Source organism: Mycobacterium sp. 141 (assembly GCF_000382405.1).
GTDB lineage: Bacteria > Actinomycetota > Actinomycetes > Mycobacteriales > Mycobacteriaceae > Mycobacterium.
On the sequence record NZ_KB908257.1, the window covers coordinates 50,814 to 76,588 of the forward strand.

The window sequence follows — 25,775 nt, forward strand, 5'->3', positions numbered from 1 at the left end:
ACTTCGGTGCAGGGTCTCAGGGCGTCATGGGCGTCAGTTTGTTCATGGCGTCCTCCACGCGGTCGAGGTGCTGACGCATGCGCTCGGAAGCGTCGGCGAAATCCCCTGCGGTGATGGCGGCGAGGATCTTGCGGTGTTCGCGGTCGGACGCCGTGCGCCGTTCGTGAATGCCGGCGTTGAGCAACCGGGACTGGGTCGACAAGGCGCCACGGATCGCGCCGACCACGGTGGAGAACACCTCGTTGCCTGATGCGCGGGCGATGCAGAGGTGAAAATCGGTGTCCATCTTGACCCAGCAGGCCGGATCTGTCTCGGCGCTCATCGCCTCGACAATCGCTGTCAACCTGGTCAATTCGGCTTCGGTGCGGCGACGTGCCGCCCACCCGGCGGCCGGTACCTCGATATAGGGCCTGGCCTCCACGAGGTCGCGGGCGGAGAACCGGCCATTGCGCGGTGCGGCGGCGTGGGTCGAGATCACGGTGGTGCCCGAACCGGTCCGCGTCTCGGTGAGCCCGAGTGTCTGGCAGGACCGCAGCGCCTCCCGGATGACCGAGCGGCTGACGCCGTAGCGCTCCGCGAGAGCGGCCTCGGGCGGCAGTTTCACGCCGAGCGGCAAGTCGCCGTTCTCGATGGCCGAGCACAGATCGTCGAACACCGTCTCCGCGGCGTTGCGGCGCACGACGACGGCGGGACGATCTGTCCAGCTGTCGGGCAGATTCATGAAGCCAGCGTGCCTGTCGGCGATCACGGCTGTCAACGCCGGGACGGGAGCCCGATCAGTTTCCGGCGTCACCCGAGGTCTGCACCACCGTTGCCGCCGGAGCCGAGGCACCCAACTGGCGTGCTGCGAAATCGGCTGCCTGGATGGCCATCCCGTTGTCCTTGTAGGAGCTGTGGGCCGACCGGTTCATACCGCCGGGATCGCACACCGGGTCGCCCGTCGCGCACAACTGAATGGTCTTGGCGGAATACAGCGGGCCGATGGCGATTGGAGGTGCGTCGTGATCGGCGAGGTTCAGGAACCAGCTGTCCGGCGTGCCGAACAGTGCGACGGCGGCGACGTGTGGGGCGACCGCGGGCGGCATCGGGCCGGAGATGCTCGCCGGCAGGGCGAGACCGGCTGGAACGGAAGCCGATGTGGTGTAGGCCGCCACCGCGGCGCCCTGCGAGTAGCCGCCGAGCACGATCCGGGTTGCCGGGCAGCTCGCCGCAATCGACTGAATCTTGTTGCTGGCGTCGGCGATACCGTCGACGGCCTGTCCGAAGTCCAGTGATGCCGGGTAGTTCACCGCGTACACGTCGACGGACTTGCCGGGCAGCCGGGCGGTGAGTGCATCGACGAACGCCTGCCCGGTCACGCCGACGCCGGGTGCCTCGAACGTCCCGCGAGCAAATACGACTTCGACGTTGGCACACTCGTCGTCGGCGGCGCCGGCCGAGGCGATCGGGCCCGCCAGCGAGCCGACGATGATCGCCGCCAAGGCGAGCACTGTGTACATCGTGGATCGCGCCAATCTGGTGATCACGGATGCCACTCCCATCTCGTTCCGTTTGCCACGGCTTCGGTGTCGGAGTGGCAACTAACTGCTACAAGTGGGTTACTTGAGCCGCGATTCCGCGGATGTCAAGTGATCTGCGCCACGTGAGAAAGTGGATACCGCCCGGTGCGGAAGGAGGCCGGTAATCTGCGCACATGGAGCCCGTTTACGAGCCCGACGCACGGTGGGTGCCTGCCGATCGGCGCTGGTGCGGCCTCGACCGCCGGACCATTCTTCCCGCCCTGGCTGTCCTCTGCCTTGCGATTGTGATGACTGTGGTTGCGCCGGCGGTGAATTCGTCGTTCGCCTACACCGAACAGGTGGCGCCCGGCGACGTCATGGAATTGGCCGACGGTGTCACGTTCGTGCCCGAGCCGGGCTGGGGCATCACCGACGGCGTGCGTCGCGGCAACGAACCGGCGGGCGGCTACCCGACCACCGCAACTGTGGTCAACGGCGACGCGTCGCTGTCCGTCGGGGTGGTGGCGTTCAGCGGTGACGCCGACGCCGCGCTGAACCAGCTCGAGGAGCGCGTGCGGCGGACCGAGCCCGACAGCGCTGACGCGACGACGGGCCCCCGGGCTCCGCTGACCACCGATCAGGGCGTGCAGGGCCGGACCGTCGACGTCACGGATGCGACGGCGCACAAGGTGTTGGCTGCGTTCGTCATCGACGGGTTCGCGGTAAAAGCCGTCGCGATCGAACCGCTGTTGGCCACCAGCAGTGACCGCGACACAGCCAACCGGATGATCAACAGCATCCGGCGTGACGGGCAGGCAGGCCGATGACCGCGCCGGACAGAACCCAGATGGATGCCCTTGTCGCCGCGCGGGTATCGGCGATCGACGCCTCGGGGTGGGGGCGTCGCTTCGTGTTCATCCAGCCGCGCAACCTTGCCTTCTGGGTGTATGTGCTGCTGGTCCTCGTCGGGCTCGGCCAGTTCGTCGATTCGGTGGGGCACTTCCACTCGTACTCGGTGCTGACCGCAGCCGCTGTGTTCGCGATCTACGGTGCCGTCATCTGGTGGTTGGCACAGCGGGCCGACCGGTACACCGATCTACCGGTCAAGCTGCTGATCACTGCGCTGGTGTGGGGTGCCTTCGCCGCAACCTGGGCGATGGCCGCCGTCGCCAACACCGCGATCGGAGACATCTATGCCAAACAGTTCGGCCAGCGCTGGTCATTGGACTGGGCGGCCGGGCTGTCGGCGCCCATCACCGAGGAGCTCGCCAAGGGTGCCGGGCTGGTCTTGATCATCGTGCTGGCGCCCCGCATCGTCCGGACCGCATTCGACGGATTCATCATCGGATTGGTCATCGGCCTCGGTTTCCAGTTGCTCGAAGACATGCTGTACGCGTTGCGCAACGAGCAGGGCATGGCGCTCGTCATGGTGCTGCGCATGCTGACCGGGGTCGGCGGCCACTTCGCCTACACGGCGATCTTCTGCGCCGGGCTCATCTATCTGCTGGGCCGCCCGGCCGAACCGCGTCGGGCCGGCCGCGGGCTGTTGCTCATGGTGACGGCGCCGGTGCTGCACGGGCTCTGGGACTCGGCCGGGGCCTTGGTGGGCGGCCGCGGGCTGCTGCTCGTCGGGCTCTGGGCGGGCGTCCTGTTGGTGACGCTGATCATCTTCTTTCGGGTGTACGTGCTCACCGTGCCCCAGGAACGCGCCCTGCTGCGCAGCGTGCTGGTTCCAGAGGTGGCGTCGGGCGTGCTCGCCGAGGTCGAGCTCGACGCTATTGCCGGCAACCGAAGAACCCGACGGCGGTACCGGAAATCCTTGCGGCCCAGGGCAGCTCGGCGCAAAGCCCGCCAGATCCTGCAGGCCGGCGGTGACCTGGCCCAGGAACTGGCCCGGTCCCGCGGTGCCGAGACCCCGGCCGTGCAGTTCGCTCGCTCGGAGATCGGCCGGATCCGCAGCGGTGAACCGTCCCGGTGGTGAGCGTTGAGGCCCTCACGCTCCCTGATGCCGCCGGGCGGCAGCGGGGACGTGTTCGGGGCGCACTCCCGTGCCGATGATGTAACCGGGCACGGTCGACAGTCTGGGTAGCCAGTGCAGTAGCTGCTGGAGCGCCTTCGCCGGGGTGATCTCCCCGCCGGCCATGGCGGGTGCCAGCACCTGCCGGTGCACGAGCCGTTGGAACCCCTGCGTGACGATGGTGGGCAGGGTGCGTTGCCGCTGGACCGCGGCCAGGTCCGACTCGGCGATGCGGTGTTCGCGCAGCGGTTGGTACAGCAAGCGGGCCGCCGCCGCGGCGTCCTGGATCGCGACGTTGATGCCGACGCCGCCCGCGGGGGACATGGCGTGTGCCGCGTCGCCGATGCACAGCAGGCCGTCGCGATGCCAGGTGTGCAACCGGTTGAGCCGGACATCGAGGAACTTGACGTCGTCCCAGGAGTTGAGCGAATCGAGGTCGGACGCGGGGATCAGCTGAGCGAGTTCGCTCTTGAACCGGTCCAGGCCGCGGGCCCGCAGGCTGGCGTCGCTGCCTTTCGGGATCAGGTAGGCGATCTGGAAGTAGCCCAGGCGCGGGATCATGATCAGCGCCTTGCCGGGCGCGGTGCGCGGGATGAGCGAATAGCCGCCGTCGTCGGCGCGGGGCACCCGCAGCCACCACACGTCGAAGGGCACCGGGTAATCGCGCACCGCCAGGCCGGATTCCCGGCGGACGACCGACCAGCGTCCGTCACAACCGACGGTGAGGTCCGCGCGCAGCTCACCTGACCCGCCCGGGCTCTCATAGCGGACACCGGCGACGCGATCCCCGTCGTGCAGCAGTCCGGTGACCTCGGTCTGCATGCGCAGCGTGAAATGGGGCTCGGACTTACCGGCGTCGGCGATCAGGTCGAGGAAATCCCACTGCGGCACCATGGCGACGAAGGGGTGTGGTTGCCGCAGCCGCCGGAAGTCGACCAGGGTGATGGGTTTTCCGTCGACAGTGAAGTCTCCCTTGTCGACTTTGCTGTAGGGGATTCGGTCGAACGTCTCCAATAGGCCCAGTTCGTCCAGCAAGCGCATGGTGCTGGGGTGCACGGTATCCCCGCGGAAGTCCCGCAGGAAGTCGGCGTGCTTCTCCAGGACTGTCACGTCCACACCGCAGCGGGCCAGGATCAGGCCGAGCATCATTCCGGCCGGGCCGCCACCCACGATGGCGCATGTCGTGTTGTCGGTCACCGTCTCACCCAACCATGAAAATGACCGCTACGGCGAGGGTGAAACCGTCGAGCAGCGACGCGTTGGGCATAGTTGGGAGAGAGCGGCGACGGTGAATCAGTGCGCGTACGTCGACGCGGTCTCGGACAGGCTCTTGCCCTTGGTTTCCGGGGCGAGCCACTGGGACAGGCCGGCTCCCACAAAGGCGACCGCGGCCGCGACCAGCATGCTGACCGACATCCCGAGGTGAGCGATGGACCAGGGCAGCAGGAACGTGCCCATACCCGCTCCGATCCGGCTGAACGCGGCGGCGAATCCGGTGCCGATTCCACGGACTTCGGTCGGGAACACTTCGCCCGGGTACACCTGGGTCAGCGTGGTGTAGCCGGCGTTGAAGAACGAGAACGCCAGGAACATCGTCAGCACCGCGATCGCGGGTGCGCCGACCCACAACGCGATCACGGCCAACAGCACGGCACACAACCACTGCGTGGGGACCGACAGCACGCGGCGGCCGAGCTTGTCGAGTAGCAGCGCCGTGCCGATGACACCGAGGCAGGCCAGTGCCGACAACCCGACACCGCTCGCCAGGCCCTCGCCCATGCCGTACTGCTTGAGTACCTTGTCGGCGAACGTGGCAATGGCGAAGTACGGGGTCACTGCGCAGAACCAGAAGCCAGAGGTGAACAGGGTGGCCCGCCAGTTGTCCCGGTTGAACAGCATGCGGAAATTGCCGCTGGCGGCGGGCTTCTGGTCGCATCCCTCGCTCTCGCGGGTCACGGAGGCGGCTTCCAACACATCCATGTACTTGTTCGCGATAGCCAGTGCTTCTTCGCGTCTACCCTTCAGGATCAGCCAGCGTGGCGATTCGGGAAGGCCCAGCCGGGCCAGGAACAAGCCCGCCGCGATCACGGTGCTGGAGCCGATGATGATCCGCCAGTTCACCCCCGCGTCCATCAGTGCGTGCGCCACGATGAACGCGACCATGAAGCCGACGTACCAGGCCACCAGGGCGGCGCCGAGCAGGCGGCCGCGCAGCCGGGCCGGCGAGAACTCGGTCATCAGCGGCATTCCGATCGAGTATTCGCCGCCGATCGCGATGCCCATCAGAAAACGGATGATCAGCAGCTGGATCGCCGAGGTGATGAAGAACTGGCCGAGCGCGACGAAGAACTGCAGGAAGGAGGCGAGCACGAACAGGCCCATGTCGAGCAGGAACATGGGTTTGCGACCGAATTTGTCGGTCATCCAGCCACCGACGGGGGCGCCGACGAAGATGCCGAACAGCGTGCCTGCCGCGATCAGACCGATCAACAGGTCGTTGACCTGCAGGTCGTCTTGGATCAGGCCGGTGACGGGGCCGATGATCCCCAGGATGTAGCCGTCGAGGAACATCCCGCCGACCAATACTGCGGTGAGCCGGAACAGGAACCGGCGTCTGAAGTCTGACGTGCTGACGGATGCACTTGCGGCACCTTTGCCGGCGGTGCTCTCTAGCGAAGACATGGGCTGTACTCCTCTTGTGGGTGGGCTGGTGAGGGTTTGTGGTGGATGCTCAGATGGCCAGGCAGAGGCGGTAGGAATCGAGGATCGCCGCGTGGATGTTGCGGCTGGCGACGGCGTCACCGACTCGGTACAGGGCGTATCGGCCGTCGGGGTTCGCCGTCGTTGGCTGCGGCGAGCGGGCCAGTAGTTCTCGGATCGCGATCTGGCCGAGATTGACTGATCCCGGCAGCAGCGCGTCGTAGAGGTCGTTGTCGGGCTGGGTGCCGTGTTCGACCACGACGGCGTCGACGATCCGTTCGAGGGCCGCCTTGGCACCCTCGACCTGCAGCCGGGCCAGCAGCCGACCCTCGTGCTTCTCGATCGACACCAGCCGATGCAGCACGCCGGTGGTCACATCGTGATCGGCGAACAGCGCGAAGTACTGGCCGGCCGGGGATGCCCCGACGTCGACGGCGACGCTTCGCTCCGGAGTGACGTATGCGACGGTGCCGGCGGTACGGATCAGCGCCTCCACCGCGTCCATCGCCTGGTGGCCGCCGAGATCGTCGTACACCAGTACGTCGCCTCCCACCTTGCGAGCCCCCGAGATGATGTCCCAGGTGTCGACGGCCAGCTCAGCGCCGGGAATACCGAGGTCGGGGTTCGGGAGGCCGCCGGTGGCCAGGATGACCACGTCCACGGACTCGGTGAAGGACTCGAGCTCCGACGGGTCGACGTAGTGGTTGCGCTTGAGTTCGACGCCGAGCCGCTTGCACTCGTCGTACCGCCAATCGACGATGCCGATCAGATCGCGCCGGCGCTCGGAGACCGCGGCCAGCGCCACCTGCCCGCCGAAGCGGTCGCCCGCCTCGTACACGGTCACGGAATGGCCGCGCTCGGCGAGCACGCGCGCCGCCTCCAGCCCGGCGGGACCGCCGCCGATCACCACGCACCGCTTGTGCTGGCTGGCCGGGGCCGGGGTGACACGCTGCGGCAGTTGGGTCTCCCGTCCGGTGGCCGGGTTGTGAATGCACATCGCGGAGCCGTGGGTGTAGATGCCGTCGATGCACACGCTCGCCCCGACGCAGGGCCGGATCCGATCGGCGTGGCCCGCCTGTGTCTTGTTGGGCAGGTCCGGGTCGGCTATCAGCGCGCGGACCATGCCGACCATGTCGAGCAGTCCCTCGCTGATCGCGTAGCGAGCCGTGGCGACGTCCGCGATCCGGGCGGAGTGCATGACCGGGACCGCCAGCTGCTTCTTGACCCAGCCGACGAATTCCAGGTGCGGGTTGGCCGGGGTGAACATCGGTGGAATCACCTTGGCCAGTTCCCAGTCAGTGTCGGCGTTGCCGCGGTTGACGCTGAAGAAGTCGACTCCGGCGTCCTGCATCGCGATCGCGATCCGCACGGCGTCCTCTGGGACCATGCCGGAGTTGTCGGGGAGCAATTCGTCGAATGACATGCGCACGCCGACGATGTAGTCGTCGCCGACCGCTTCGCGCACCGCGTTGATGACCTGCAGCGGGAACCGCATCCGGTTTTCCAGTGAGCCGCCGTACTCGTCGGTGCGGTGGTTGTGTCGGGGCGAGAGGAAGCTGTCGAGCAGGTGACCTGAGTATGCGGAAATCTCCACGCCATCCATGCCACCCGCCTTGCACCGGGCCGCGGTGTCGGCGAAATCACGGGCGATGCGCTCCAGGTCGCGGATGTCGGCGATGCGGGAGAACGCCCGGTGTGCCGGCTCCCGGGTGCCTGACGCCGACAGCGCCGGAATCCAGTCGTGCGTGTAGTTGTCGGTGCGGTGGCCCATGTGGGTGAGCTGGGTCATCACCGCGGCGCCCTGCTCGTGCACGTCGTCGGCGAGCGCCCGCAGCAGGGGTACGGCCTCGTCGCGCCACAGCTGCAGGTTGCCGAACGGCGGCATCGAGTCGGGACTGACCAGTGCGCTGCCGCCGATCATGGTCAGCGCCACGCCGCCGCGGGCCTTCTCCCGGTGGTAGACCCGGTAGCGGTCTTTCGGAAGGCCGTCCTCGCTGTAGGCCGGTTCGTGCGACGTGCTCACGATCCGGTTGCGGAGCACCAGATTCTTCAGCGTGAACGGAGTGAACAGCGGGTCACTCATATATTTCGGACTCCCTTCGCCGCGGTACTCGCGGAACCACTTGGAAGTACGATGCGTGATACAAATCACCTCGGACTAGTCTGTGTGAGGGATCCAATCCAGATTGATTCACCGGAAAGTTGCGGTTCCAACATGGCGGACGACGCGAATCGCCTTCCCGTAGAAGACCGGGCGGAATTGCTGCGAATCACCCGATCACGCCAGGTTTCCCATGGTCAGGGGGTGCGGGCCAGGGTGGTGCTCGACTGCGCTGAGATGGGCGTCGCCGAGGCCGCGCGGCGCGCATCGGTCAGCACCACTTCGGTGAGTCGGTGGTGGCGCACCTACCGGCACGGCGGGGTGGAGGCGCTGCTGGCCGTAACCTCGCCGCAGGGTCGTCCGACGGTGACCGAGGAGATGGTGCGCGCGGTGCTCGGTTGTTCGCTCACCGCGCCGCCGGACGGTCGTGACCGGTGGACCACCCGCTCCGTGGCCGAGGCGACCGGGGTCAGTCAGGCGACGGTGAGCCGGATCCGCCGCCAGCACTTCCCTCCCGCAACTGACCTCGATGTGGGCGAGAAGACGCTGATCCTGAGCTATGTCGACGTCGGCGCCGCAGGTTGCGCACTCGGCTTCGAACGCGAGGCGGGCGAGTCGACGGGCGCGGCACCGCTGGCGACCCTGACCGAGGCCGTCGAGACAGTGCTGTGCGCCGCGTTGCTGCGTCGTCCGCCTACCGCGAGTTCACCCGACGGCGACACACTGGCCCTGCTCCGGCGCGCCGAACGCGAATGGCTCCCCGAGGCGCCGGTGACGCTCGTGGTGGATGTGCCATTGGATTCACCTGCCCGGCGCTGGCTCACCCGGCATCCGACGGTGACGGCGCTCGCCCGCCCCGGGCCCGAATGGCCGGCACAGCTGCACCGGCTCGCCGCGCGCATCGCACCCACCCAGCTGCGGGAGCTACGGGCGCTGCAGGACCGGATCCGCGACGCGGCCGCCATGACGGGCGCCGACCGCCCATGGACGTTCACCTGGAGCCGGAGCCTGCCCCGCACCGCACCGCCGCCCGAGCCGGTGCCGGCCGCACAGGCCTCGGTCCAGGACATCTCGGATACCGTGGCCGCGCTGTGCTCGGCGATCGCCGACTGCGGGCTGAGCACCGGCGAGGCGATCTCGGTGCGTCTGATCTCTGGACTCTCGGGACTGTCCCGCCCGCGCACCACCGAGGTGCTGAACTACCTGGCCGAACAGGCGATCCTCGACCGCCGGGCGGGTCACCTGCGGCTACCCACCCCCACTCCGCGCGACGTGATCGAGACGTACACGGCGCGCGGAGTGCTGGGCACGGTGCTGGTGCGGACCATGGCCGCGCAGCGGATCTCGCCGCCGGCCTATGTGGACACCACGCTGGCCCGGATCTCGGTATGCGCCAAGCACCATCTCGACGCCGAGACATACGCCCTGGACATGGATCTGCAGGACCAGCTGGCACTGGCCGCCGGAATGCCGCGGATCAGCTGGATGTTCGTGCAGCTCACCGCGCAGGTCCGGCTGTTCATCGCGATCCTGGGGCTGGACTACCGGTATCCGACCGCGGAGATCATCGCCGACGATCAGCGGATCATCGACGAGATCCGGAGCCAGGACCCGGCGCGGGCCGTGGAGGCCTGGCGGACCAAGGTGGACAACTGCGTGCGGTACATGCTCGGCCAGCTCAACGTCGAGCACCCGCAGATGTAAGCGGCTCCCGTCGTGCTCATGGCCGAATGCTGCCACAGCGCGGCAGCCAGGCACGGCGACAGTGAAGTAGCGGGTTCCTCTCCACGCAATTCTGACTCAAGAAACCAGCCTCGAAGAACAAAACCGAAAACTCTTGTGACAGTGCAATGGCACTGATACCGTCCTCTGTGTTGATCGATAAAAGCCAGTTCAAGTCATGTGAAATGTCACATAGTGATCAACGCAGAGCCGCTAGATACCCGAGGAGACCAGCTCGATGACCGACAAGCCCTGGCGCGGAATTCACGTCGCAACCGCCCTTCCCCTCAACGACGACCTCTCCATCGACTGGGACGCCTGGGCCGATGAGGTGACCTGGCTCGCCGCGAACGGCATGGACGGCGTCACCCCGAACGGCTCGCTGGGCGAGTACCAGACGCTGACCCCGGAGGAGCGCTACAAGGTCGTCTCCGTCGCCACCGAGGTCGCCCCCGCGGGCTTCCGCGTGATGGCCGGCTGCGGCGCCTACGGCGCGCTCGAGTCCGTCCGCGCTGCCGAGCAGGCCGCCGAGGCGGGCGCGCAGTCCATCATGCTGCTGCCGCCGAACACCTACCGCGCTGAGCGCGAGGCCGTCATCGACCACTACCGCCGCGTCGCCGCCGTCGGGCTGCCGATCGTCGCCTACAACAACCCGCTGGACACCAAGATCGACATGAAGCCCGATCTGCTCGCCGAACTGCACGGCCTGGGCTACATCAAGGGCGTCAAGGAGTTCACCGGTGACGTCCGCCGAATCTACGAGATCAAGGAGCTCGCGCCCGACCTCGACGTGCTGGTCGGCACCGACGATGTCTTGCTCGAGGTCGGCCTGGCCGGTGCGGTCGGTTGGGTCTCCGGCTACACCAACGCCTTCCCGAACGCCTGCAGGAAGCTCTACGACCTCGCCACCTCCGGCAATGTCGCCGACCTGGCAGAGGGCCTGAAGCTCTACCGCGATCTGCACCCGCTGCTGCGCTGGGACTCCAAGACCGAGTTCGTCCAGGCCATCAAGCTGTCGATGGACATGGTCGGACGCAAGGGTGGAATCTGCCGTCCGCCGCGCACCCCGCTCTCGCCCGAGATGGCAGCGCGGGTGACCAAGGCGACCGAGTACGCAGTCTCCTGCGGCTACAACTGAGTCATGGCCACGCCGGACTTTCTCCCTGCGGACGAGTTGAAAGCTCTCGCAAGCGAGGCGGAAGCGGTCGATTTTCTTTACGACGCTTTGAAGTCCGGCGTCGTCGACCCTGAATCCGACGCCCCACGACTGTTTTCTCCCGCGCCCGGCGGTGAGTTCCTACTCATGCCGGGCTGCGGGACCGAATACTGCGGCGTCAAAGTGATCACCGTGGCGCCGGAGAACCCGCGCCGCGGCAAGCCCAAGATCCAGGGTGTGTACGTCTTGGTGGGGAGCGACGACCTCACTCCCCGCGTACTGATGGACGGTCCGGAGCTCACCCTGCTCCGGACCCCCGCGGTGAGCATTCTCGCGATCCGTGAGTTGCTCCGGCTGGGGTCACGACGCCCGGAAGGACCACTGAAAGTCGTCGTCTACGGCACCGGCCCGCAGGCCTTGCGGCACATGGAAGTGCTCGACAACGTCGTCGGTCCGATCGACGCCGCCGTGATCGGACGGCGGCAGGAAGCGGTGGCACGCCTGGTCGAGCAAGGCAGCGCGGCCGGGCTGCGGGTGCGGTCGGGTACCGCCGACGACGTGCCCTCCGCGGCGGTGGTGCTGACCGCCACCAGCTCCTCGACCCCGGTGTTGGACGACGCTCTCATCGCGCCCGACACGGTGGTCGCCGCGATGGGCGCACACGGTCCGCAGAACGCCGAGCTTCCCCCCGAACTCATCCGTCGCGCCGATGTCGTGGTGGAGGGCCGGGCTTCGGCAATGCGCGAAGCCGGAAACCTGCTTGCAGCCCGCACCGCGGCGGAGTGGGCCGACCATCCGATTGCCAACCTGGCCGACCTCGTGACCGGACGGCTGCGCCGCCGCGCCGGCGTTCCTGCCGTCTTTTCCGGGGTGGGGATGGCATGGGAAGACCTCGTGGTCGCCGCCGCCATCTACGAGAAGTACCGCAAGTCGCACACCCGAACCTGATAGACCAACGCCAAGCCCACGCCAAGGAGCCGGACATGACTGAAACTTCCCCACACGTCGACGAACTGGTGGCCGCGGCCGTCGCGGCCGGTGACACCTGGGCCGCGACGGATGCGGCGGAGCGCGCCAAGATCTTGTACGCCGTGGCCGATGCGCTGGACGCCGACGCCGACCACCTGGTCCCGATCGCGCAGGCCGAGACCAACCTGGCCGAGGCGCGGCTGCGCGGCGAGCTCAAGCGCACCACCTTTCAGCTGCGCATCCTGGCCGACGTCGCCGCCGCGGGAGAGCACCTCGATGTCCGCGTCGACCACGCCGATGCCGACTGGCCGATGGGCGCTGCCCGCCCGGATCTTCGTCGTACCTCGGTGCCGCTCGGCCCGGTCGTCGTGTGGGGCGCCTCGAACTTCCCGTTCGCGTTCAGCGTCGCGGGCGGCGACACCGCCGCAGCTCTGGCGGCCGGTTGCCCGGTGATCTACAAGGCGCACCGCGGCCACCCGAGACTTTCCGACGCGACCGCCGCAATCGTCATCAGCGCGCTCAGGGAAGCGGGTGCACCGGATGGCCTGTTCAGCGTCATCCACACCCAGGACGAGGGCCGCGCCGCGCTGAGCCACCCGGACGTCAAGGCGGGCGCCTTCACCGGTGGCATCCCCGGCGGTCGTGCCCTGTTCGACCTGGCCCAGTCGCGCCCCGAGCCGATCCCGTTCTACGGCGAACTCGGCAGCGTCAACCCGGTCTTCGTCACCGCGGCCGCTGCCGCCAAGCGCGGCCAGCAGATCGTCGACGGCTTCGTCGGCTCGTTCACGATGGGCCAGGGCCAGTTCTGCACCAAGCCTGGCCTGCTGATGGTCCCGGCCGACTCGGGGCTGACCGAACTGCTCGGCGCGGCCCCGCTGCCCGACGGCCACAAGCTGCTCAACACCGGCATCGCGGCCGGGCACCACGAAACCCGCGAGGGTCTGCAAGCCCGCGACGACGTGGAGTTGCTCGCCGGCGGCGGGGGAGAGGTCGACCCGCCCGCGGCCACCCTGCTGGCCACTGACGCGGCCACCCTGCTGGAGAAGTTCGACGAGATCTTCGTCGAGTGCTTCGGACCTACTGCCATGGTGGTGACCTACACCAGCGACGACGACCTGCTCAACGTTGCGCGGGCGCTGGACGGTCAACTGACCGCCACGCTGGCCGCCGAGGAGGACGACGCGATCGTCGGCCCGCTCGCGAACATCCTGACCCGTAAGGCCGGACGCATCCTGTGGAACCAGTGGCCGACCGGCGTCTCGGTGACCTACGCGCAGCAGCACGGCGGCCCCTACCCGGCGAGCACCGCCTCCGGCACCACCTCGGTGGGCACCGCGGCGCTGAACCGTTTCGTCCGGCCGGTCGCGTGGCAGGGTTTCCCGCAGGGGTTGCTGCCCGGTGAACTCCGCGACGACCAAACCGTGCCCGCGCCCCGCCGCGTCGACGGCGTTCTGGAGATCGGAGACAACCGGTGAGGACCACCCACGTCTATCACGCGGTCGACTCACACACCGAAGGCATGCCCACCCGCGTGATCGTCGGCGGAGTGCCCGTCTTCCCGGGCGACACCATGGCGGAGCGGCGTCGATGGTTCATGGAGAACAACGACGATCTGCGCAAGCTGCTCATGCGTGAGCCGCGCGGGCACGCGTCGATGAGCGGCTCGATTCTGCAGCCGCCGACGCGCCCGGACGCCGACTTCGGCGTCCTCTTCATCGAGGTCTCGGGGCTGCTACCGATGTGCGGTCACGGCACCATCGGCACCGCCACGGTGCTGGTGGAAACCGGCATGGTCGCGGTCACCGAGCCGATCACCACCCTGCGGCTGGACACCCCGGCGGGCTTGGTCATCGCCGAGGTCGCCGTCTCCGGCGGGCAGGCCAAGTCCGTCACCATTCGTAATGTGCCGTCGTTCAGCTTTCGCCTGGATCAAACCGTGCAGGTGCCCGGATTCGGCCAGGTGCGCTACGACATCGCCTTCGGCGGCAATTTCTACGCCATAGTCGAACTCGAGGACCTGGGGTTGCCCTTTGACCGCAAGGCCAAGCAGCAGCTGCTGGACGCCGGCCTGGCGATCATGGACGCCATCAATGAGCAGAACCGCCCGGTGCACCCGGAGCGCCCGGACATCACCGGCTGCCACCACGTGTACCTCAAGGCGCCCGGCTCGACCGCGCAGCATTCGCGGCACGCGATGGCGATCCACCCGGGCTGGTTCGACCGTTCGCCGTGCGGCACCGGGACCAGTGCGCGGATGGCGCAACTGCACGCCCGCGGTGAGTTGCCGCTGCACACCGACTTCCTCAACGAATCGTTCATCGGCAGCCAGTTCACCGGGCGCCTGGTGGACACCACCACCGTCGGCGGCATCGAGGCGGTGATTCCCACCATCACCGGACGCGCCTGGATCACCGGCACAGCGCAGTACATGATCGACCCCGACGATCCGTTCCCCATCGGATTCGAACTGTGATCTCCTCCTGTGACGTCGTCGTCATCGGCGCCGGGGCTGTCGGCTCGGCGACGGCCTGGTATGCCACGCGTGCCGGCCTGACGGTCGCCGTGGTCGAGCGGGGGAGCATCGTCTCCGGCAGCAGCAGCGCGTGTGAAGGCAACCTGCTGGTCTCGGACAAGGAAGCCGGGCCCGAACTCGACCTCGCGCTCTACTCGCACGATGTGTGGGCAGGAGAACTCGCCGAATACGCCGACCTCTGGGAGTTCGACTTCAAGGGCGGGTTGGTGGTGGCCTCCACCGCCGCCGGATACGACGGCCTGGTGGAACTGATGGAACGCCAGCGTGCGGCCGGAGTTCACGTCGATGACGTGCCACCCGACGAGGTGCCCGCGCTGGAACCGCACCTCACGCGAGACATCGCCGGGGCCGCGTACTACCCGCAGGACTGCCAAGTGCAGCCGGTGCTGCTCGCGGCGCATCTGCTGCGGATGGCGCGTGCGGGCGGCGCGGTGGTGTACACCGACACCACCGTCACCGGATTTGTCACCGACGCGGGACGGGTCACCGGAGTGCGCACCAGCGCCGGGAACATTTCCGCTGGGATGGTTGTCAATGCCGCGGGTGCCTGGTCGGGTGACGTGGCGGCGCTGCTGGGCATCTCCATGCCGGTGCTTCCGCGCCGCGGTTTCGTGCTGGTCACCGAGCCGCTACCGCCGACGGTCTTCCACAAGGTGTACGCCGGGGAATACGTTGCGAGCACGCAGAGCTCGGACAGCGGCCTGCAGACCTCGACGGTGATCGAGGGAACGCGCGGCGGCACCGTGCTGATCGGCTCCTCGCGTGAGCGGGTCGGCTTTGACTCGGCGCCCTCGCTTGCTGCCATCCGCGAGATCGCGGCCAAGGCGCTGCGGCTCTATCCCAGTTTGCGCGACGTTTCGGTCATGCGCTCCTACCTCGGCTTCCGCCCGTACTGCCTGGATCACCTGCCGGTGATCGGTGCCGATCCGCGCGCGCCCGGCTTGTGGCATGCGGCCGGGCATGAGGGCGCCGGCATCGGCCTGTCGGTGGGAACCGCAAAACTTCTGGTGCAGGCAATGACCGGGCAGGTGACGGATATGGCCCTGACGCCGTTCGCGGTAGATCGACCCAGCTTGCAGGAGGTGTCGGTTGCCTGAGAACCAGCCCGAGAGCACCGAGGTGCTTTTCACCTTCGACGGCGAGGCGATTCCCGCGCGCGCCGGACAAACGGTCGGCGGGGCGCTCACCGATGCCGGTATCAAGAGCTGGCGCGCCACACGTTTCGACCATCGCCCCCGCGGGCTGTTCTGCGGGATCGGGGTGTGCTTCGACTGCCTGTTGACCATTGACGGACGCCCGAATCAACGCGCCTGCCTGGTCACGGTGCGTGACGGACTGGCGTGCGGGAGCGGCGGAGTCACGGGGGTGGACGCACGTGGCTGATTCAGCGGGCCAGGGGCGGCCGGCACCGTACGACGTCGCAATTGTCGGAGCCGGGCCGGCGGGGCTGGCGGCCGCGGTGGCCGCGGCCGAGTCGGGCTTGTCGGTGGCGCTGGTGGATGCGGCTGCGCAACCCGGTGGGCAGTTCTGGCGCCACCCCGACGAACGATTCGACGCTCCGGACGAAAGCCGCGGGCAGCACCTGTGGCGGCGTTTCACCGATCTGCGCGCGCGGCTGCACGAGCACACCTCGGTGGCCGCAGCGCCCGGCCGGATCGTGCTCCACTTCTCGCGTCAGGTGTGGTTCCTCGAACCCATCGAGGACGCCGGAGGCGAACCGCGCTACACGCTGCACCTCACCGCGCCCACCGGCCCGCCGCCGGAAACCAAACGGATCGACGCACGCACACTCATCCTGTGCCCCGGCGGCTACGACCGTCAGCTACCGGTGCCCGGCTGGGAACTCCCCGGAGTCATGGCGGCCGGTGGTGTGCAGGCGCTTCTGAAGGCCAACCGCAGCGTGGCCGGGAAGAAGGCGGTGGTTGCGGGCACCGGCCCGTTCCTGCTTCCGGTCGCCACCGGTCTCGCGGAGGCGGGGGCACAGGTGGTGGCGGTGTGCGAGGCAAGCCGACTCGTCCGCGGCTGGGGGCGACAGCCGATCGCCGCCGCATCGGTCCCGAGCAAGGCGATCGAGGGCGTCGAATACGCGTATGCGATGGCGCGACACCGGATTCGCTACCGCACCGGCACCGTCGTCACCGCGATCGAGGGCACCGATTGCGTCACCGGCGTCACCACCGCGCGCCTCGATCGTGACGGACGCATTCGACCCGAGACCCAGCAGCACCACGAGGCGGATCTGGTCGCCTTCGGCTGGGGTTTCACCCCGTCGCTCGAGCTGGTCACCGCGACCGGCGCACAGACCCGGATCGACGTCGACGGCTCCTTGGTTGCCGTGGTCGACGACGCGCAGCGCTCCACCACGCCCGGCATCTACATCGCGGGCGAAGCGACCGGCGTCGGTGGTGCGGTTCTCGCGCTGGCCGAAGGTGAACTGGCCGGGTTGACGGCAGCCCAGGACCTGGGAGCGATGGCGTCACCGACGCGGCGGCGCACCAAGCTCGCGGGAGTGATCAGCCGGGGGCGTCGTTTTGCGAGCGCGATGCATCAGGCGCATCCGGTGCCGGCGCGCTGGGCGGACTGGCTGCAGCCCGACACCACCGTTTGCCGCTGCGAAGAAGTCAGCTATCAAGAGCTGTCCCGCGCGCGCGACGAACTGGGTGCCGACGACGCGCGCACCGCAAAGCTGGTCGCCCGACCGGGAATGGGCTGGTGCCAGGGCAGGGTGTGCGGTTTCGCCACCGCCTGCCTGACCGCCCCCTCCGGGGTGCCCGACGTCGCCGACCTTGCCCCGACCGCCAAGCGCACCATCGCCGCGCCGATCACGCTGGGCGAGCTGGCCGACGAATACGATCGGGCACAGTCGTGAATCGGGCACAGTCGTGACGAGCATGCGGGAGGAGGTCCGGGTGAACATCACCAACCTGCGGCAGTTCGACAAGATGAGCTTGCGCGAGCAGGTGACCCGGGCGCTGCGCGCAGCGATCATCTCCGGCGAACTCGTGGCGGACGAGGTGTATTCGGCCCCCGCGCTCGGCGAGCGCTTCGGCGTCTCGGCCACCCCGGTCCGGGAGGCCATGCTCGACTTGGTTCGGGAGAACCTGGTCGAGACGGTGCCGAACAAGGGCTACCGCGTCACCGTGCTCGACGACGCCGACCTTGATGACATCACCGAGCTGCGCATGCTGATCGAGCCGGCGCTCACCGCCCAGGCCGCCGAGCTGATCCCGACGGAGGACTTCGCCGAACTGCGGGCACTGGCCGATGACATCGTGTCCTGCGCCGCCGCGGGCGATCTGGTCTCGTACACCGAGGCCGACCGCGCCTTCCATCTGAAGATTCTCAGCTACAGCGGCAACAGCCGCGCGACGACGATCATCTCCGACCTGCGCGCAAATACTCGCCTCTACGGCCTGGCCACCCTCGTGGAACTCGGTTTGCTGGCCGACTCGGCGCGCGAACACCACGCGATCGTCGACGCTCTGGAAGCCCGCGACCCCGCTCTCGTCGACCGTTTGATGCGGGAGCACATCAGCCAGACGCGCGGCCGCTGGGCGACCCGCTGACCCGAAAGCGAGGTGCCATGCAGGACCTCAGCCTGCTGAACTCCGTGATCGGTCCCGTCATGCGCGGGCCGTCCAGTTCGCACTCGGCCGCGCCCTACTTCATTGCCACGACGATCCGGCAGTTGGCGGCCGGGCCGGGCGAGCGACTCGAACGCGCCCGCGTCGTCTTCGATCCGTCGGGATCGTTCGCCGCGGTCTACGCGCAGCAAGGCAGTGATGAGGGCTTTGCGGCGGGGTTCCTCGGAGTGGGACTCCACGATCCGGATTATCGTGCGGCACTGGGCAATTGCGGACCAGGTTCGACGATCGAGGTTGTCTTCGACATCGAACCGCTGGAGGACAACGATCACCCGAACCGGACGGTGATCGAAACGCGGGTGCGTCAGACGGACGGTGCGGTACGTACCGATCGCTTCCGGGCGGTGTCTACCGGTGGTGGCATGTTCGTCGTCGACTGCGTGAACAGAGCCCCGATCAACATCACCGGCGCCGACCGCGTCGTGATCGACGACGGGGGCCGAGTCCGCATCGCCGAGCCCGTCCAGTTGCCGGTGGTGTCGACGGAAACGCTGATCACCTCGGCTGCAACGCTGATCTCACCGGGCACCGATCTCGCCGAACTGGCCCTGGAACTGGAGGGCCGGCGCCTCGGACTGCCTGCTGCACAGGTGCGGCAGTACTTTGCTGACCGGCTCGCGGTGATGCTGGCCAGCGTTCACGCGGGGCTGCTGGCCGACCCGGACGACGACGGCATGGCATTCCTCGGTCCCTCCGCGGGCCGGGTCAGCGGTGCCTCGTTGCCCGCGAATCTGAGCCCGTCGTTCCTGCACAACGCCATGTCCGCGGCGCTGGCGGTCATGGAGCAGAACTCGAACCGCGGGATCGTCGTCGCCGCGCCCACGGCCGGCAGCGCCGGCGTGGTGCCGGGCACGCTGTACGCCCTGGCCCGGGCCGGCGTCGGCCGCTCGGTTCTCGTCGACAGCCTGCAGGTGATGGCTCTGGTCGGCGGGGTGTTCGCGGCCCAGGGGACGTTCGCGGCGGAGATGGGCGGCTGCTCGGTCGAGACGGGTGCGTCGGCGGCGATGGCCGCGGGCGGGATTTGCCGGGCAATGGGCGGCGACGCCGATCAGAGCTTCCAAGCCGCCGCGATGTGTCTCATGAACACCCTCGGCCTGGTCTGCGATCCAGTGGGCGGGGCGGTGGAGATTCCGTGTCATGCCCGCAACATTGCCGGTGTCTCGCATGCGTATTCGGCAGCGATGGCGATCCTGGCCGGGTTCGACGCCGTCCTCCCTTTCGATGGTCTCGTGCAGGCGACGGTCGATGTCGGGAGGCGAATGCACCCCGACCTCCGATGCACCGGGCGAGCGGGCTGCGCGACGGCGTACCCCGTGGGGGCGTCCAAGTCCGTGCCGCTCCCATCGCCGTCCGTGCGGGCACTGCTCGGCTGAAACTGATCGCGGATTCGCCTCAGCTCGACTTCTGCCAGCCGAATCGCCAGGAGATCTCGGCGGCCGTCTTCGCAACCTCGCGACTTATCGCCGGCAACCGATCGGTGACGCGGAACGCCGGTCCGGCGAGGGTCACCGAAGCAAAGGCCTGACCGTCGAAGTCTCGGATCGGCGCGCCGACTGCGACTTCGCCGATCTCGTTCTCTTCGTAGGTGTATGCGACGCCGGTGGCTGTGGCCTCATCGAGTTCGTGGTCGAGGCGAGCGCGTTCGGTGATGGTGTGCTCAGTGAAGCGAGGCAGGGGATCTGGCACCAAGTTGGCGCGTTGCTCTGCAGGCAGGCAGGCGAGGAGGATCTTGCCCGCGGCGGTGGCGTGGATCGGCGTGCGGCGGCCGACCCAGTCGATGCTGCCGATGGCCGAGTCGCCGGCGATCTGGTCGACGGTCATCACCTCGCCGTTGTCCAGCACGGCGATATTGACGGTCTCGCCGATTCGGCGAGCGAGGTCGACAGCGAACGGGCGGCACGTCGCGACGAGGTCAGGCCTGCGTTTGGGGCTGCTCGAGAGCATCCAGGCGGTGTAGCCGAGCGTGTACTCGCCGCGTGTTTCGTTCTGTTCGACAAGGCCGCGGCCTTCGAGAGTCGCGAGGAGTCGGGACACGGTGGTCTTGCTCAGTCCGAGTTCGGTCGCGATTGCCGTCACGCCGATCGATCGCGTGCGGGCAATGACCTCGAGGATCGAGATTGCGCGATCAACCGACTGCACGACGCCGCTGCGGCCGCCATCGGGGCTAGTCATGGATCGCATCCTACGAAGTGGGGAGGGGCGGTCGATCGTTGTGTGGCGTGACGCGCCATCACAAATTTCCGAAATGTGCTTGACGCCACACCTTTGACGGGACCATGATTATGGTCCGCATTGCGGTTATGTACCACGATGCGGAACTCTTGGGCAAGGTTCAGCCAGCCTCGCCCGAGACAACTCAGCCACTTGCGGACGACCGCTCGGGCAGATCCATGCACCCCATCACCGGGACCTAGGAGACGACAATGAGTGCTCCCGCGCAGACCCCCCCGTTCAATCCTGACGCCGCTCGCGCCTCAGCCTCGGTAGACCCGCGAGTCCTTGCTGCCCGACGCGAGCCGGGGATGAGCTTGGAGGCGCCGTTCTATATCTCGCAGGAATGGTTCGACCTTGACATCGATGCGATTTTCGCGAAGTCCTGGATATTCGTGGCGAACGAAGCCGAGATTCCAGAGGCGGGCGATTACGTGGTCATCGACATGGGTCGATACTCCATCATCGTTGCGCGCGATGACGATGAGAACGTGGTGGCCTACCACAATGTCTGTCGCCACCGAGGCGCCCCGCATCCTCAACGACGCGTGCGGCTCGGTCGGCCGGATCGTTTGCGGCTACCACCAATGGACGTACGGCATGGACGGCTCGCTCGTGTTCGCGGACTCCCAGGCAGAGGCCTTCGATCCGAGTTGCTTCGGGCTGCGGGCGGTCAACGTTCGCTCTGTCGCCGGGTTGATCTTCATCTGTGTCAGCGACGAGACGCCCGCTGATTTCGACGAGGTCGTCGGGATCGTCGAGCCGTATCTCGCGCCTCATCGGCTCGGTGAGGCCAAGGTCGCCAAGCAGATGGACCTGATCGAGCACGGCAACTGGAAGCTCACCATGGAGAACAACCGGGAGTGCTACCACTGCGCCGGCGGCCACCCGGAACTGTTGGAGTCGTACTTCCCCGTCTACGGATTCGACCTCGATGACATTCCCGCTCGCCTCATCCCGGCGCGCGACCGGTATCTCGCCGCGATCAAGGATCTGGAGGACACCTGTAACGAGTTGGCGCTGCCCTATGCGGAGATCGAGGAACTCGACACCCGGCCCACCGGATTCCGCATCATGCGTGAGCCGCTGGAGAAGGCCGGCGAGTCCTTCACCCCGGACGGTACTGCGGCAGTCAGGAAGCTGATGGCAGATTTCCCGGTCGCGCGGCTGGGGCGGAATTCGATGCACGTGCAGCCGAATTTTTGGTGCCACTTCATGGCCGACCATGCGATCACCTTCTCGGTGGTCCCGATAGCGCCGGACCAGACCCTCCTGCGCACCACCTGGCTTGTCCATCCGGATGCCGTCGAGGGTGTCGATTACCACCTCGATGAACTGACCTGGGCGTGGAGCGCCACCAACCAGCAGGACGGCACCTTCGTCGCGCGCGCACACCAGGGAATCCTGAGCCCCGCCTACGTGCCCGGGCCTTACGCGCCGTCTGAGTATCAGGTCGACGCGTTCGTCAACTGGTACATCCAGCGCATCCGGGAGCACCTCGGAGAATGACAGCGCTGAGCACGCCGGGCGTAGCCGAAGCGATCACCGGCTGGGACATGCGGCCGGTCTGGGACGACGAGGTCGACGCCGCGCTCGTCTGCCGGCGGCGAAGCGCGATCACGCACGATGTGACGAGCTTCGTGTTCGAGGCGGTCGAGCCGCGCAGATTCGAGTACCTGCCGGGGCAGTTCATGACGATCGGTTTGGAGATCGACGGCCAGGAGATCGACCGCTGCTACACCATCTCGTCGTCACCCACCCGGCCGTACACGATCTCGATCACCGTCAAGCGGGTGCCGGGTGGTCCCGTCTCGAACTGGCTGCACGACAACCTGCAGCCTGGCGATATCGTCAAGGCGCGGGGGCCGCTCGGGCAGTTCACCTACGCCTATCACCCGGCCAAGAAGTTCCTTTTTCTGTCCGGTGGCAGTGGAATCACCCCGGTGATGTCCATGCTGCGGACGCTGCACGACCTCTCGGCCGACGTCGACGCAGTGTTCGTACACAGCGCACGCACCCCGGCTGACATCGTCTTTCGGCGCGAGCTCGACGATATCGCCGCCCAATCGGAAAACGTTCGCGTTGCGCATATCTGCGAGGCGGACTCCCCGACCGAAAGTTGGCATGGGCTGCGGGGGCGAATCACTGCCGAGGCACTGTCCCAGATCTGCCGGGACTTCCGCGAGCGGGAGATTTTCGTGTGCGGACCGGGCCCGTACATGGCGGCCGTCGCGCAGATCCTCGACGACGCTGGTTTCGACATGGGGCGGCACCACCAGGAGAGCTTTGTCATCGAAGAGCTGGTCGCCGCCACTGCGGAACCGGCCGTCGGAGATCCGGGCGCGGCGGCGACCGGATTCTCGGTGGAGTTCGCCAAGAGCGGCCGGCGAATCGAGGTTCCCTCCGGTGGATTCGTTCTCGAGGCGGCCACCGCGGCGGGAATGAACCTCGCCTCCTCGTGCGGGCAGGGCCTGTGCGGCACCTGCAAGGTCCAGCTCGTATCCGGTGACGTCGATATGCAGCACAACGGTGGTGTCCGGCCCAAGGAGATCGCGCAGGGAAAAATCCTGCTCTGCTGCTCCGTCCCCAAGACAGATCTGATCGTCGACGCCTGAGTCGTCGATTATCCCCAACCATCACGAAAAAAAGAGGAACCAATGACTGCAAATCGTGCAGTAACCTACGTCGGACCTGGCGAAGTCCGCGTCTCGGAGATCCCGTTCCCGAAGCTGGAACTGGCGGACGGACCGGGTGTTCACCCGGCGAACGTCGGTCGCAAGTGTGAGCACGGCGTCATCTTGAAGGTGGTCACCACCAACATCTGCGGTAGCGACCAGCACATGGTTCGCGGCCGTACGACTGCTCCCGAAGGCCTGGTCCTCGGGCACGAGATCACCGGTGAGATCGTCGAGGTCGGTCGTGACGTCGAGTTCCTCAAGGTCGGCGACCTCTGCTCGGTCCCCTTCAACATCGCCTGCGGGCGCTGCCAGAACTGCAAGATCGGGCAGACCGGAATCTGTCTCAATGTGAACCCCGACCGCCCCGGCTCCGCCTACGGCTACGTCGACATGGGTGGCTGGGTCGGCGGGCAGGCCGAATACGTCATGGCTCCGTACGCGGATTTCAACCTGCTCAGATTCCCCGATCGCGACCGGGCGATGGAGAAAATTCTCGATCTGACGATGCTCTCGGACATCTTCCCGACCGGCTTCCACGGAGCGGTCACCGCCGGGGTGGGACCAGGCTCCGCGGCGTACATCGCGGGTGCCGGTCCGGTTGGGTTGGCCGCCGCAGTCAGTGCTCAACTGCTGGGGGCATCTGCCGTGATCGTCGCGGACATGAACGAGGATCGTCTCGCGCAGGCGCGCTCGTTCGGCTGCGAGACCGTCGACGTCTCAAAGGGCGACCCCGCCGACCAGATCGAGGAGATCCTCGGTGTGCCCGAGGTGGACTGCGGCGTGGACGCGGTCGGATTCGAAGCCCGCGGTCACGGGCACGACGCCGGTCACGAGGCGCCGGCGACAGTGCTCAATTCGCTGATGGACATCACCACGGCCGGCGGCGGCATCGGCATCCCTGGGCTGTACGTGACGGCAGACCCCGGTGGCGTCGACGCGGCGGCACAGCAGGGCGCGCTCTCGCTGAGCCTGGGAACGGGCTGGGCGAAGTCGCTGTCCTTCGCCACTGGCCAGTGCCCCGTCATGCGGTACCACCGGAAGTTGATGAATGCCGTTCTGCGCGAAAAGGTTTCGATCGCCAAGGCGGTCAACGCGACGGTGATCTCGCTGGATGACGCGCCTGCCGGATACGCCGAGTTCGACAGTGGTGTCGCCAAGAAGTTCGTCATCGACCCGCACGGCGCCGTCGCCTGACCGCTCCGATTCGAAAAGGAATAGGAATACCGCCCATGGCACAGAATTACGACGCCCTCGTTATCGGCGCCGGCGTGATCGGCAGCTCAATCGCCCTGGAATTGGCCCGCTCCGGCCGTTCCGTCCGGGTCCTGGACAAGGGGCCCGGCGCGGGTCACGGGTCGACCAGCGCGTCCAGTGCCATCGTCCGCTTCAACTACTCGACGATGGACGGCGTCGCCACCGCATGGGAGGCCGCGCACTGCTGGCGCGAATGGTCCGAACACCTTGGCGGAAAGGTGGCGGAGCCCCTTGCGCGCTTCTACCAGTGCGGGTGGACCTTCCTGGACACCGAGCTCGCCCCGGCAGAGCGGGCGATGAAACTCTTCGACCTGTGTGGGGTGCCCTACGAGCATCTCGACGCGGAAGCTCTGGCCGCCCGAATCCCCACGATGGACGTCGGCCAGTACTTTCCGCCGAAGGCAATCGAAGACGAACACTTCTTCGATGACGCCCAGGGCTCGATCGGCGCGCTGTTCACCCCGGATGGCGGCTTCGTGGACGACCCGCGTCTCGCCGCGGCGAACATGGCGGATGCCGCCGTCGCCTTCGGAGCGCAGTTCTCGTACCGGACCAAGGTCGTCGCGGCCACCCGAGACGATGACCTCTGGAAGATCGAGACCGATCGTGGCGAGACCATCGAGGCGCCGGTTGTGGTGAACGCCGCCGGGCCATGGTCCGGCGCGCTGAATGAGCTCGCGGGTGTCGGCGGCGACTTCACCGTTACGGTGCGAGCGCTGCGCCAGGAGGTCGCGCACGTCAGCGCACCTCCCGGATACAACCCCGAAGGCGGACTCGGATCGGCGATCGGCGACCTCGATCTCGGGATATACATGCGACCCGAGCCGGGAGGAGGCTTCCTGGTGGGCGGAACCGAACCGGAGTGCGACCCCCTCGAGTGGATCGGAGATCCTGATTCGGCCAACCTCAACCGGACGGCGGCGCAGTTCGAACGCCAGGTCATGCGTGCCGCCCGTCGCCTGCCCGAAATCACCGTTCCGAGCCAGGCCCGCGGGATCGCCGGTGTCTACGACGTCTCGTCTGACTGGGCGCCGATCTACGACAAGACCGATCAGCCCGGTTTCTATGTCGCGATAGGCACCAGCGGCAACCAGTTCAAAACCGCTCCGCTGGTCGGACGATTGATGAACACGCTCATCACAGCGGTCGAGAACGGCGCCGACCACGACAACGATCCAGTGCATCACATCGGCGAGCACACCGGTCTGGATATGAATATCGGCGCGTTTTCCAGGAAGCGGCCGTTCAACCCGGATTCGACCGGCACGGTGATGGGCTAGCCCGCTGGTCT

Annotated in this window: 21 protein-coding genes and 1 pseudogene; 16 read left to right on the forward strand and 6 right to left on the reverse strand. The window is 67.4% G+C overall.

The genetic code is table 11. The features are described from left to right. Nucleotides 1-16: 16 nt before the first annotated feature. The gene (locus H276_RS0105385; RefSeq protein ID WP_026356621.1) at nucleotides 17-721 is read right to left on the reverse strand and encodes a FadR/GntR family transcriptional regulator; all 705 of its coding nucleotides are present in this window, start codon (nucleotides 719-721) and stop codon (nucleotides 17-19) included. A gap of 55 nt (nucleotides 722-776) precedes the next feature. Further along, nucleotides 777-1,541 (reverse strand): cutinase family protein, encoded by a 765-nt coding sequence (locus H276_RS0105390; RefSeq protein ID WP_019970283.1) that lies wholly within the window; start codon nucleotides 1,539-1,541, stop codon nucleotides 777-779. Nucleotides 1,542-1,693: 152 nt separating this feature from the next. On the opposite strand from H276_RS0105390, the gene H276_RS0105395 reads away from it, so the two are divergent. Further along, nucleotides 1,694-2,326 carry a hypothetical protein gene (locus tag H276_RS0105395; RefSeq protein WP_019970284.1) on the forward strand — a complete coding sequence of 211 codons (633 nt, stop codon included), beginning with the start codon at nucleotides 1,694-1,696 and terminating at the stop codon, nucleotides 2,324-2,326. Beyond that, nucleotides 2,323-3,480, forward strand: coding sequence for a PrsW family intramembrane metalloprotease (locus tag H276_RS0105400; protein ID WP_026356622.1), 1,158 nt, complete (start codon nucleotides 2,323-2,325; stop codon nucleotides 3,478-3,480). The genes H276_RS0105395 and H276_RS0105400 overlap by 4 nt, the downstream gene beginning before the upstream one ends. A gap of 12 nt (nucleotides 3,481-3,492) precedes the next feature. Here H276_RS0105400 and H276_RS0105405 read toward each other — a convergent pair whose 3' ends face one another. From H276_RS0105405 to H276_RS0105415, 3 genes are all read right to left on the reverse strand, one after another. Further along, complete coding sequence (locus tag H276_RS0105405) at nucleotides 3,493-4,713, reverse strand: FAD-dependent oxidoreductase (protein WP_036460676.1); 1,221 nt, start codon at nucleotides 4,711-4,713, stop codon at nucleotides 3,493-3,495. A 96-nt stretch (nucleotides 4,714-4,809) separates the two neighbouring features. Further along, entirely contained in the window at nucleotides 4,810-6,198 is a 1,389-nt protein-coding gene (locus tag H276_RS0105410; protein WP_026356623.1) for an MFS transporter, read from the reverse strand. A gap of 49 nt (nucleotides 6,199-6,247) precedes the next feature. Continuing rightward, the gene (locus H276_RS0105415; RefSeq protein ID WP_019970288.1) at nucleotides 6,248-8,299 is read right to left on the reverse strand and encodes an NADH:flavin oxidoreductase; all 2,052 of its coding nucleotides are present in this window, start codon (nucleotides 8,297-8,299) and stop codon (nucleotides 6,248-6,250) included. 132 nt (nucleotides 8,300-8,431) lie between these two features. Between H276_RS0105415 and H276_RS0105420 the strand changes: the two genes are divergently transcribed. The 10 genes from H276_RS0105420 to H276_RS0105470 all read left to right on the forward strand — a co-directional run bounded on the left by H276_RS0105420 (nucleotide 8,432) and on the right by H276_RS0105470 (nucleotide 19,714). Next, a complete protein-coding gene (locus H276_RS0105420; protein ID WP_019970289.1) occupies nucleotides 8,432-10,021 on the forward strand; it encodes an FCD domain-containing protein in 1,590 nt (529 codons plus the stop codon). A gap of 256 nt (nucleotides 10,022-10,277) precedes the next feature. Beyond that, on the forward strand, nucleotides 10,278-11,177 hold the full coding sequence (locus H276_RS0105425) for a dihydrodipicolinate synthase family protein (RefSeq protein ID WP_019970290.1): 900 nt from the start codon (nucleotides 10,278-10,280) through the stop codon (nucleotides 11,175-11,177). 3 nt (nucleotides 11,178-11,180) lie between these two features. Beyond that, nucleotides 11,181-12,143, forward strand: coding sequence for an ornithine cyclodeaminase family protein (locus H276_RS22625; protein WP_019970291.1), 963 nt, complete (start codon nucleotides 11,181-11,183; stop codon nucleotides 12,141-12,143). A 35-nt stretch (nucleotides 12,144-12,178) separates the two neighbouring features. Beyond that, nucleotides 12,179-13,639 (forward strand): aldehyde dehydrogenase (NADP(+)), encoded by a 1,461-nt coding sequence (locus tag H276_RS0105440; protein WP_019970292.1) that lies wholly within the window; start codon nucleotides 12,179-12,181, stop codon nucleotides 13,637-13,639. After that, nucleotides 13,636-14,637 carry a proline racemase family protein gene (locus H276_RS0105445; RefSeq protein ID WP_019970293.1) on the forward strand — a complete coding sequence of 334 codons (1,002 nt, stop codon included), beginning with the start codon at nucleotides 13,636-13,638 and terminating at the stop codon, nucleotides 14,635-14,637. Before H276_RS0105440 ends, H276_RS0105445 begins: the two co-directional genes overlap by 4 nt. Further along, nucleotides 14,634-15,794 carry an FAD-binding oxidoreductase gene (locus tag H276_RS0105450; protein ID WP_019970294.1) on the forward strand — a complete coding sequence of 387 codons (1,161 nt, stop codon included), beginning with the start codon at nucleotides 14,634-14,636 and terminating at the stop codon, nucleotides 15,792-15,794. Before H276_RS0105445 ends, H276_RS0105450 begins: the two co-directional genes overlap by 4 nt. Then, nucleotides 15,787-16,080, forward strand: coding sequence for a (2Fe-2S)-binding protein (locus H276_RS0105455; protein ID WP_019970295.1), 294 nt, complete (start codon nucleotides 15,787-15,789; stop codon nucleotides 16,078-16,080). The genes H276_RS0105450 and H276_RS0105455 overlap by 8 nt, the downstream gene beginning before the upstream one ends. Further along, entirely contained in the window at nucleotides 16,073-17,566 is a 1,494-nt protein-coding gene (locus tag H276_RS0105460; RefSeq protein WP_019970296.1) for an FAD-dependent oxidoreductase, read from the forward strand. Before H276_RS0105455 ends, H276_RS0105460 begins: the two co-directional genes overlap by 8 nt. 40 nt (nucleotides 17,567-17,606) lie before the next feature. After that, nucleotides 17,607-18,263 (forward strand): GntR family transcriptional regulator, encoded by a 657-nt coding sequence (locus H276_RS0105465; RefSeq protein WP_231376610.1) that lies wholly within the window; start codon nucleotides 17,607-17,609, stop codon nucleotides 18,261-18,263. A 17-nt stretch (nucleotides 18,264-18,280) separates the two neighbouring features. After that, the gene (locus tag H276_RS0105470) at nucleotides 18,281-19,714 is read left to right on the forward strand and encodes an L-serine ammonia-lyase, iron-sulfur-dependent, subunit alpha (protein ID WP_019970298.1); all 1,434 of its coding nucleotides are present in this window, start codon (nucleotides 18,281-18,283) and stop codon (nucleotides 19,712-19,714) included. Nucleotides 19,715-19,733: 19 nt separating this feature from the next. Here H276_RS0105470 and H276_RS0105475 read toward each other — a convergent pair whose 3' ends face one another. Next, a complete protein-coding gene (locus H276_RS0105475) occupies nucleotides 19,734-20,513 on the reverse strand; it encodes an IclR family transcriptional regulator (protein ID WP_019970299.1) in 780 nt (259 codons plus the stop codon). Nucleotides 20,514-20,764: 251 nt separating this feature from the next. Between H276_RS0105475 and H276_RS22630 the strand changes: the two are divergent. The 4 genes and pseudogenes from H276_RS22630 (at nucleotide 20,765) to H276_RS0105500 (ending at nucleotide 25,764) form a co-directional block, all read left to right on the forward strand. Next, nucleotides 20,765-22,061, forward strand: a pseudogene (locus tag H276_RS22630) (SRPBCC family protein). Beyond that, a complete protein-coding gene (locus H276_RS0105490; RefSeq protein ID WP_019970302.1) occupies nucleotides 22,058-23,167 on the forward strand; it encodes a hybrid-cluster NAD(P)-dependent oxidoreductase in 1,110 nt (369 codons plus the stop codon). Before H276_RS22630 ends, H276_RS0105490 begins: the two are co-directional and overlap by 4 nt. Before the next feature lie 42 nt (nucleotides 23,168-23,209). Continuing rightward, on the forward strand, nucleotides 23,210-24,424 hold the full coding sequence (gene fdhA, locus H276_RS0105495) for a formaldehyde dehydrogenase, glutathione-independent (protein WP_019970303.1): 1,215 nt from the start codon (nucleotides 23,210-23,212) through the stop codon (nucleotides 24,422-24,424). A gap of 35 nt (nucleotides 24,425-24,459) precedes the next feature. After that, nucleotides 24,460-25,764 carry an FAD-binding oxidoreductase gene (locus tag H276_RS0105500; protein ID WP_019970304.1) on the forward strand — a complete coding sequence of 435 codons (1,305 nt, stop codon included), beginning with the start codon at nucleotides 24,460-24,462 and terminating at the stop codon, nucleotides 25,762-25,764. The last annotated feature ends 11 nt before the right edge of the window (nucleotides 25,765-25,775 follow it).

What these genes read in the sequence shown, in the direction of transcription:
- H276_RS0105385 (WP_026356621.1), bottom strand. Translation starts at nt 721, where the DNA reads ATGAATCTGCCCGACAGCTGGACAGATCGTCCCGCCGTCGTCGTGCGC.
- H276_RS0105390 (WP_019970283.1), bottom strand. Translation starts at nt 1,541, where the DNA reads ATGGGAGTGGCATCCGTGATCACCAGATTGGCGCGATCCACGATGTAC.
- H276_RS0105395 (WP_019970284.1), top strand. Translation starts at nt 1,694, where the DNA reads ATGGAGCCCGTTTACGAGCCCGACGCACGGTGGGTGCCTGCCGATCGG.
- H276_RS0105400 (WP_026356622.1), top strand. Translation starts at nt 2,323, where the DNA reads ATGACCGCGCCGGACAGAACCCAGATGGATGCCCTTGTCGCCGCGCGG.
- H276_RS0105410 (WP_026356623.1), bottom strand. Translation starts at nt 6,198, where the DNA reads ATGTCTTCGCTAGAGAGCACCGCCGGCAAAGGTGCCGCAAGTGCATCC.
- H276_RS0105415 (WP_019970288.1), bottom strand. Translation starts at nt 8,299, where the DNA reads ATGAGTGACCCGCTGTTCACTCCGTTCACGCTGAAGAATCTGGTGCTC.
- H276_RS0105420 (WP_019970289.1), top strand. Translation starts at nt 8,432, where the DNA reads ATGGCGGACGACGCGAATCGCCTTCCCGTAGAAGACCGGGCGGAATTG.
- H276_RS0105425 (WP_019970290.1), top strand. Translation starts at nt 10,278, where the DNA reads ATGACCGACAAGCCCTGGCGCGGAATTCACGTCGCAACCGCCCTTCCC.
- H276_RS22625 (WP_019970291.1), top strand. Translation starts at nt 11,181, where the DNA reads ATGGCCACGCCGGACTTTCTCCCTGCGGACGAGTTGAAAGCTCTCGCA.
- H276_RS0105440 (WP_019970292.1), top strand. Translation starts at nt 12,179, where the DNA reads ATGACTGAAACTTCCCCACACGTCGACGAACTGGTGGCCGCGGCCGTC.
- H276_RS0105470 (WP_019970298.1), top strand. Translation starts at nt 18,281, where the DNA reads ATGCAGGACCTCAGCCTGCTGAACTCCGTGATCGGTCCCGTCATGCGC.
- H276_RS0105475 (WP_019970299.1), bottom strand. Translation starts at nt 20,513, where the DNA reads ATGACTAGCCCCGATGGCGGCCGCAGCGGCGTCGTGCAGTCGGTTGAT.
- H276_RS0105490 (WP_019970302.1), top strand. Translation starts at nt 22,058, where the DNA reads ATGACAGCGCTGAGCACGCCGGGCGTAGCCGAAGCGATCACCGGCTGG.
- fdhA (WP_019970303.1), top strand. Translation starts at nt 23,210, where the DNA reads ATGACTGCAAATCGTGCAGTAACCTACGTCGGACCTGGCGAAGTCCGC.
- H276_RS0105500 (WP_019970304.1), top strand. Translation starts at nt 24,460, where the DNA reads ATGGCACAGAATTACGACGCCCTCGTTATCGGCGCCGGCGTGATCGGC.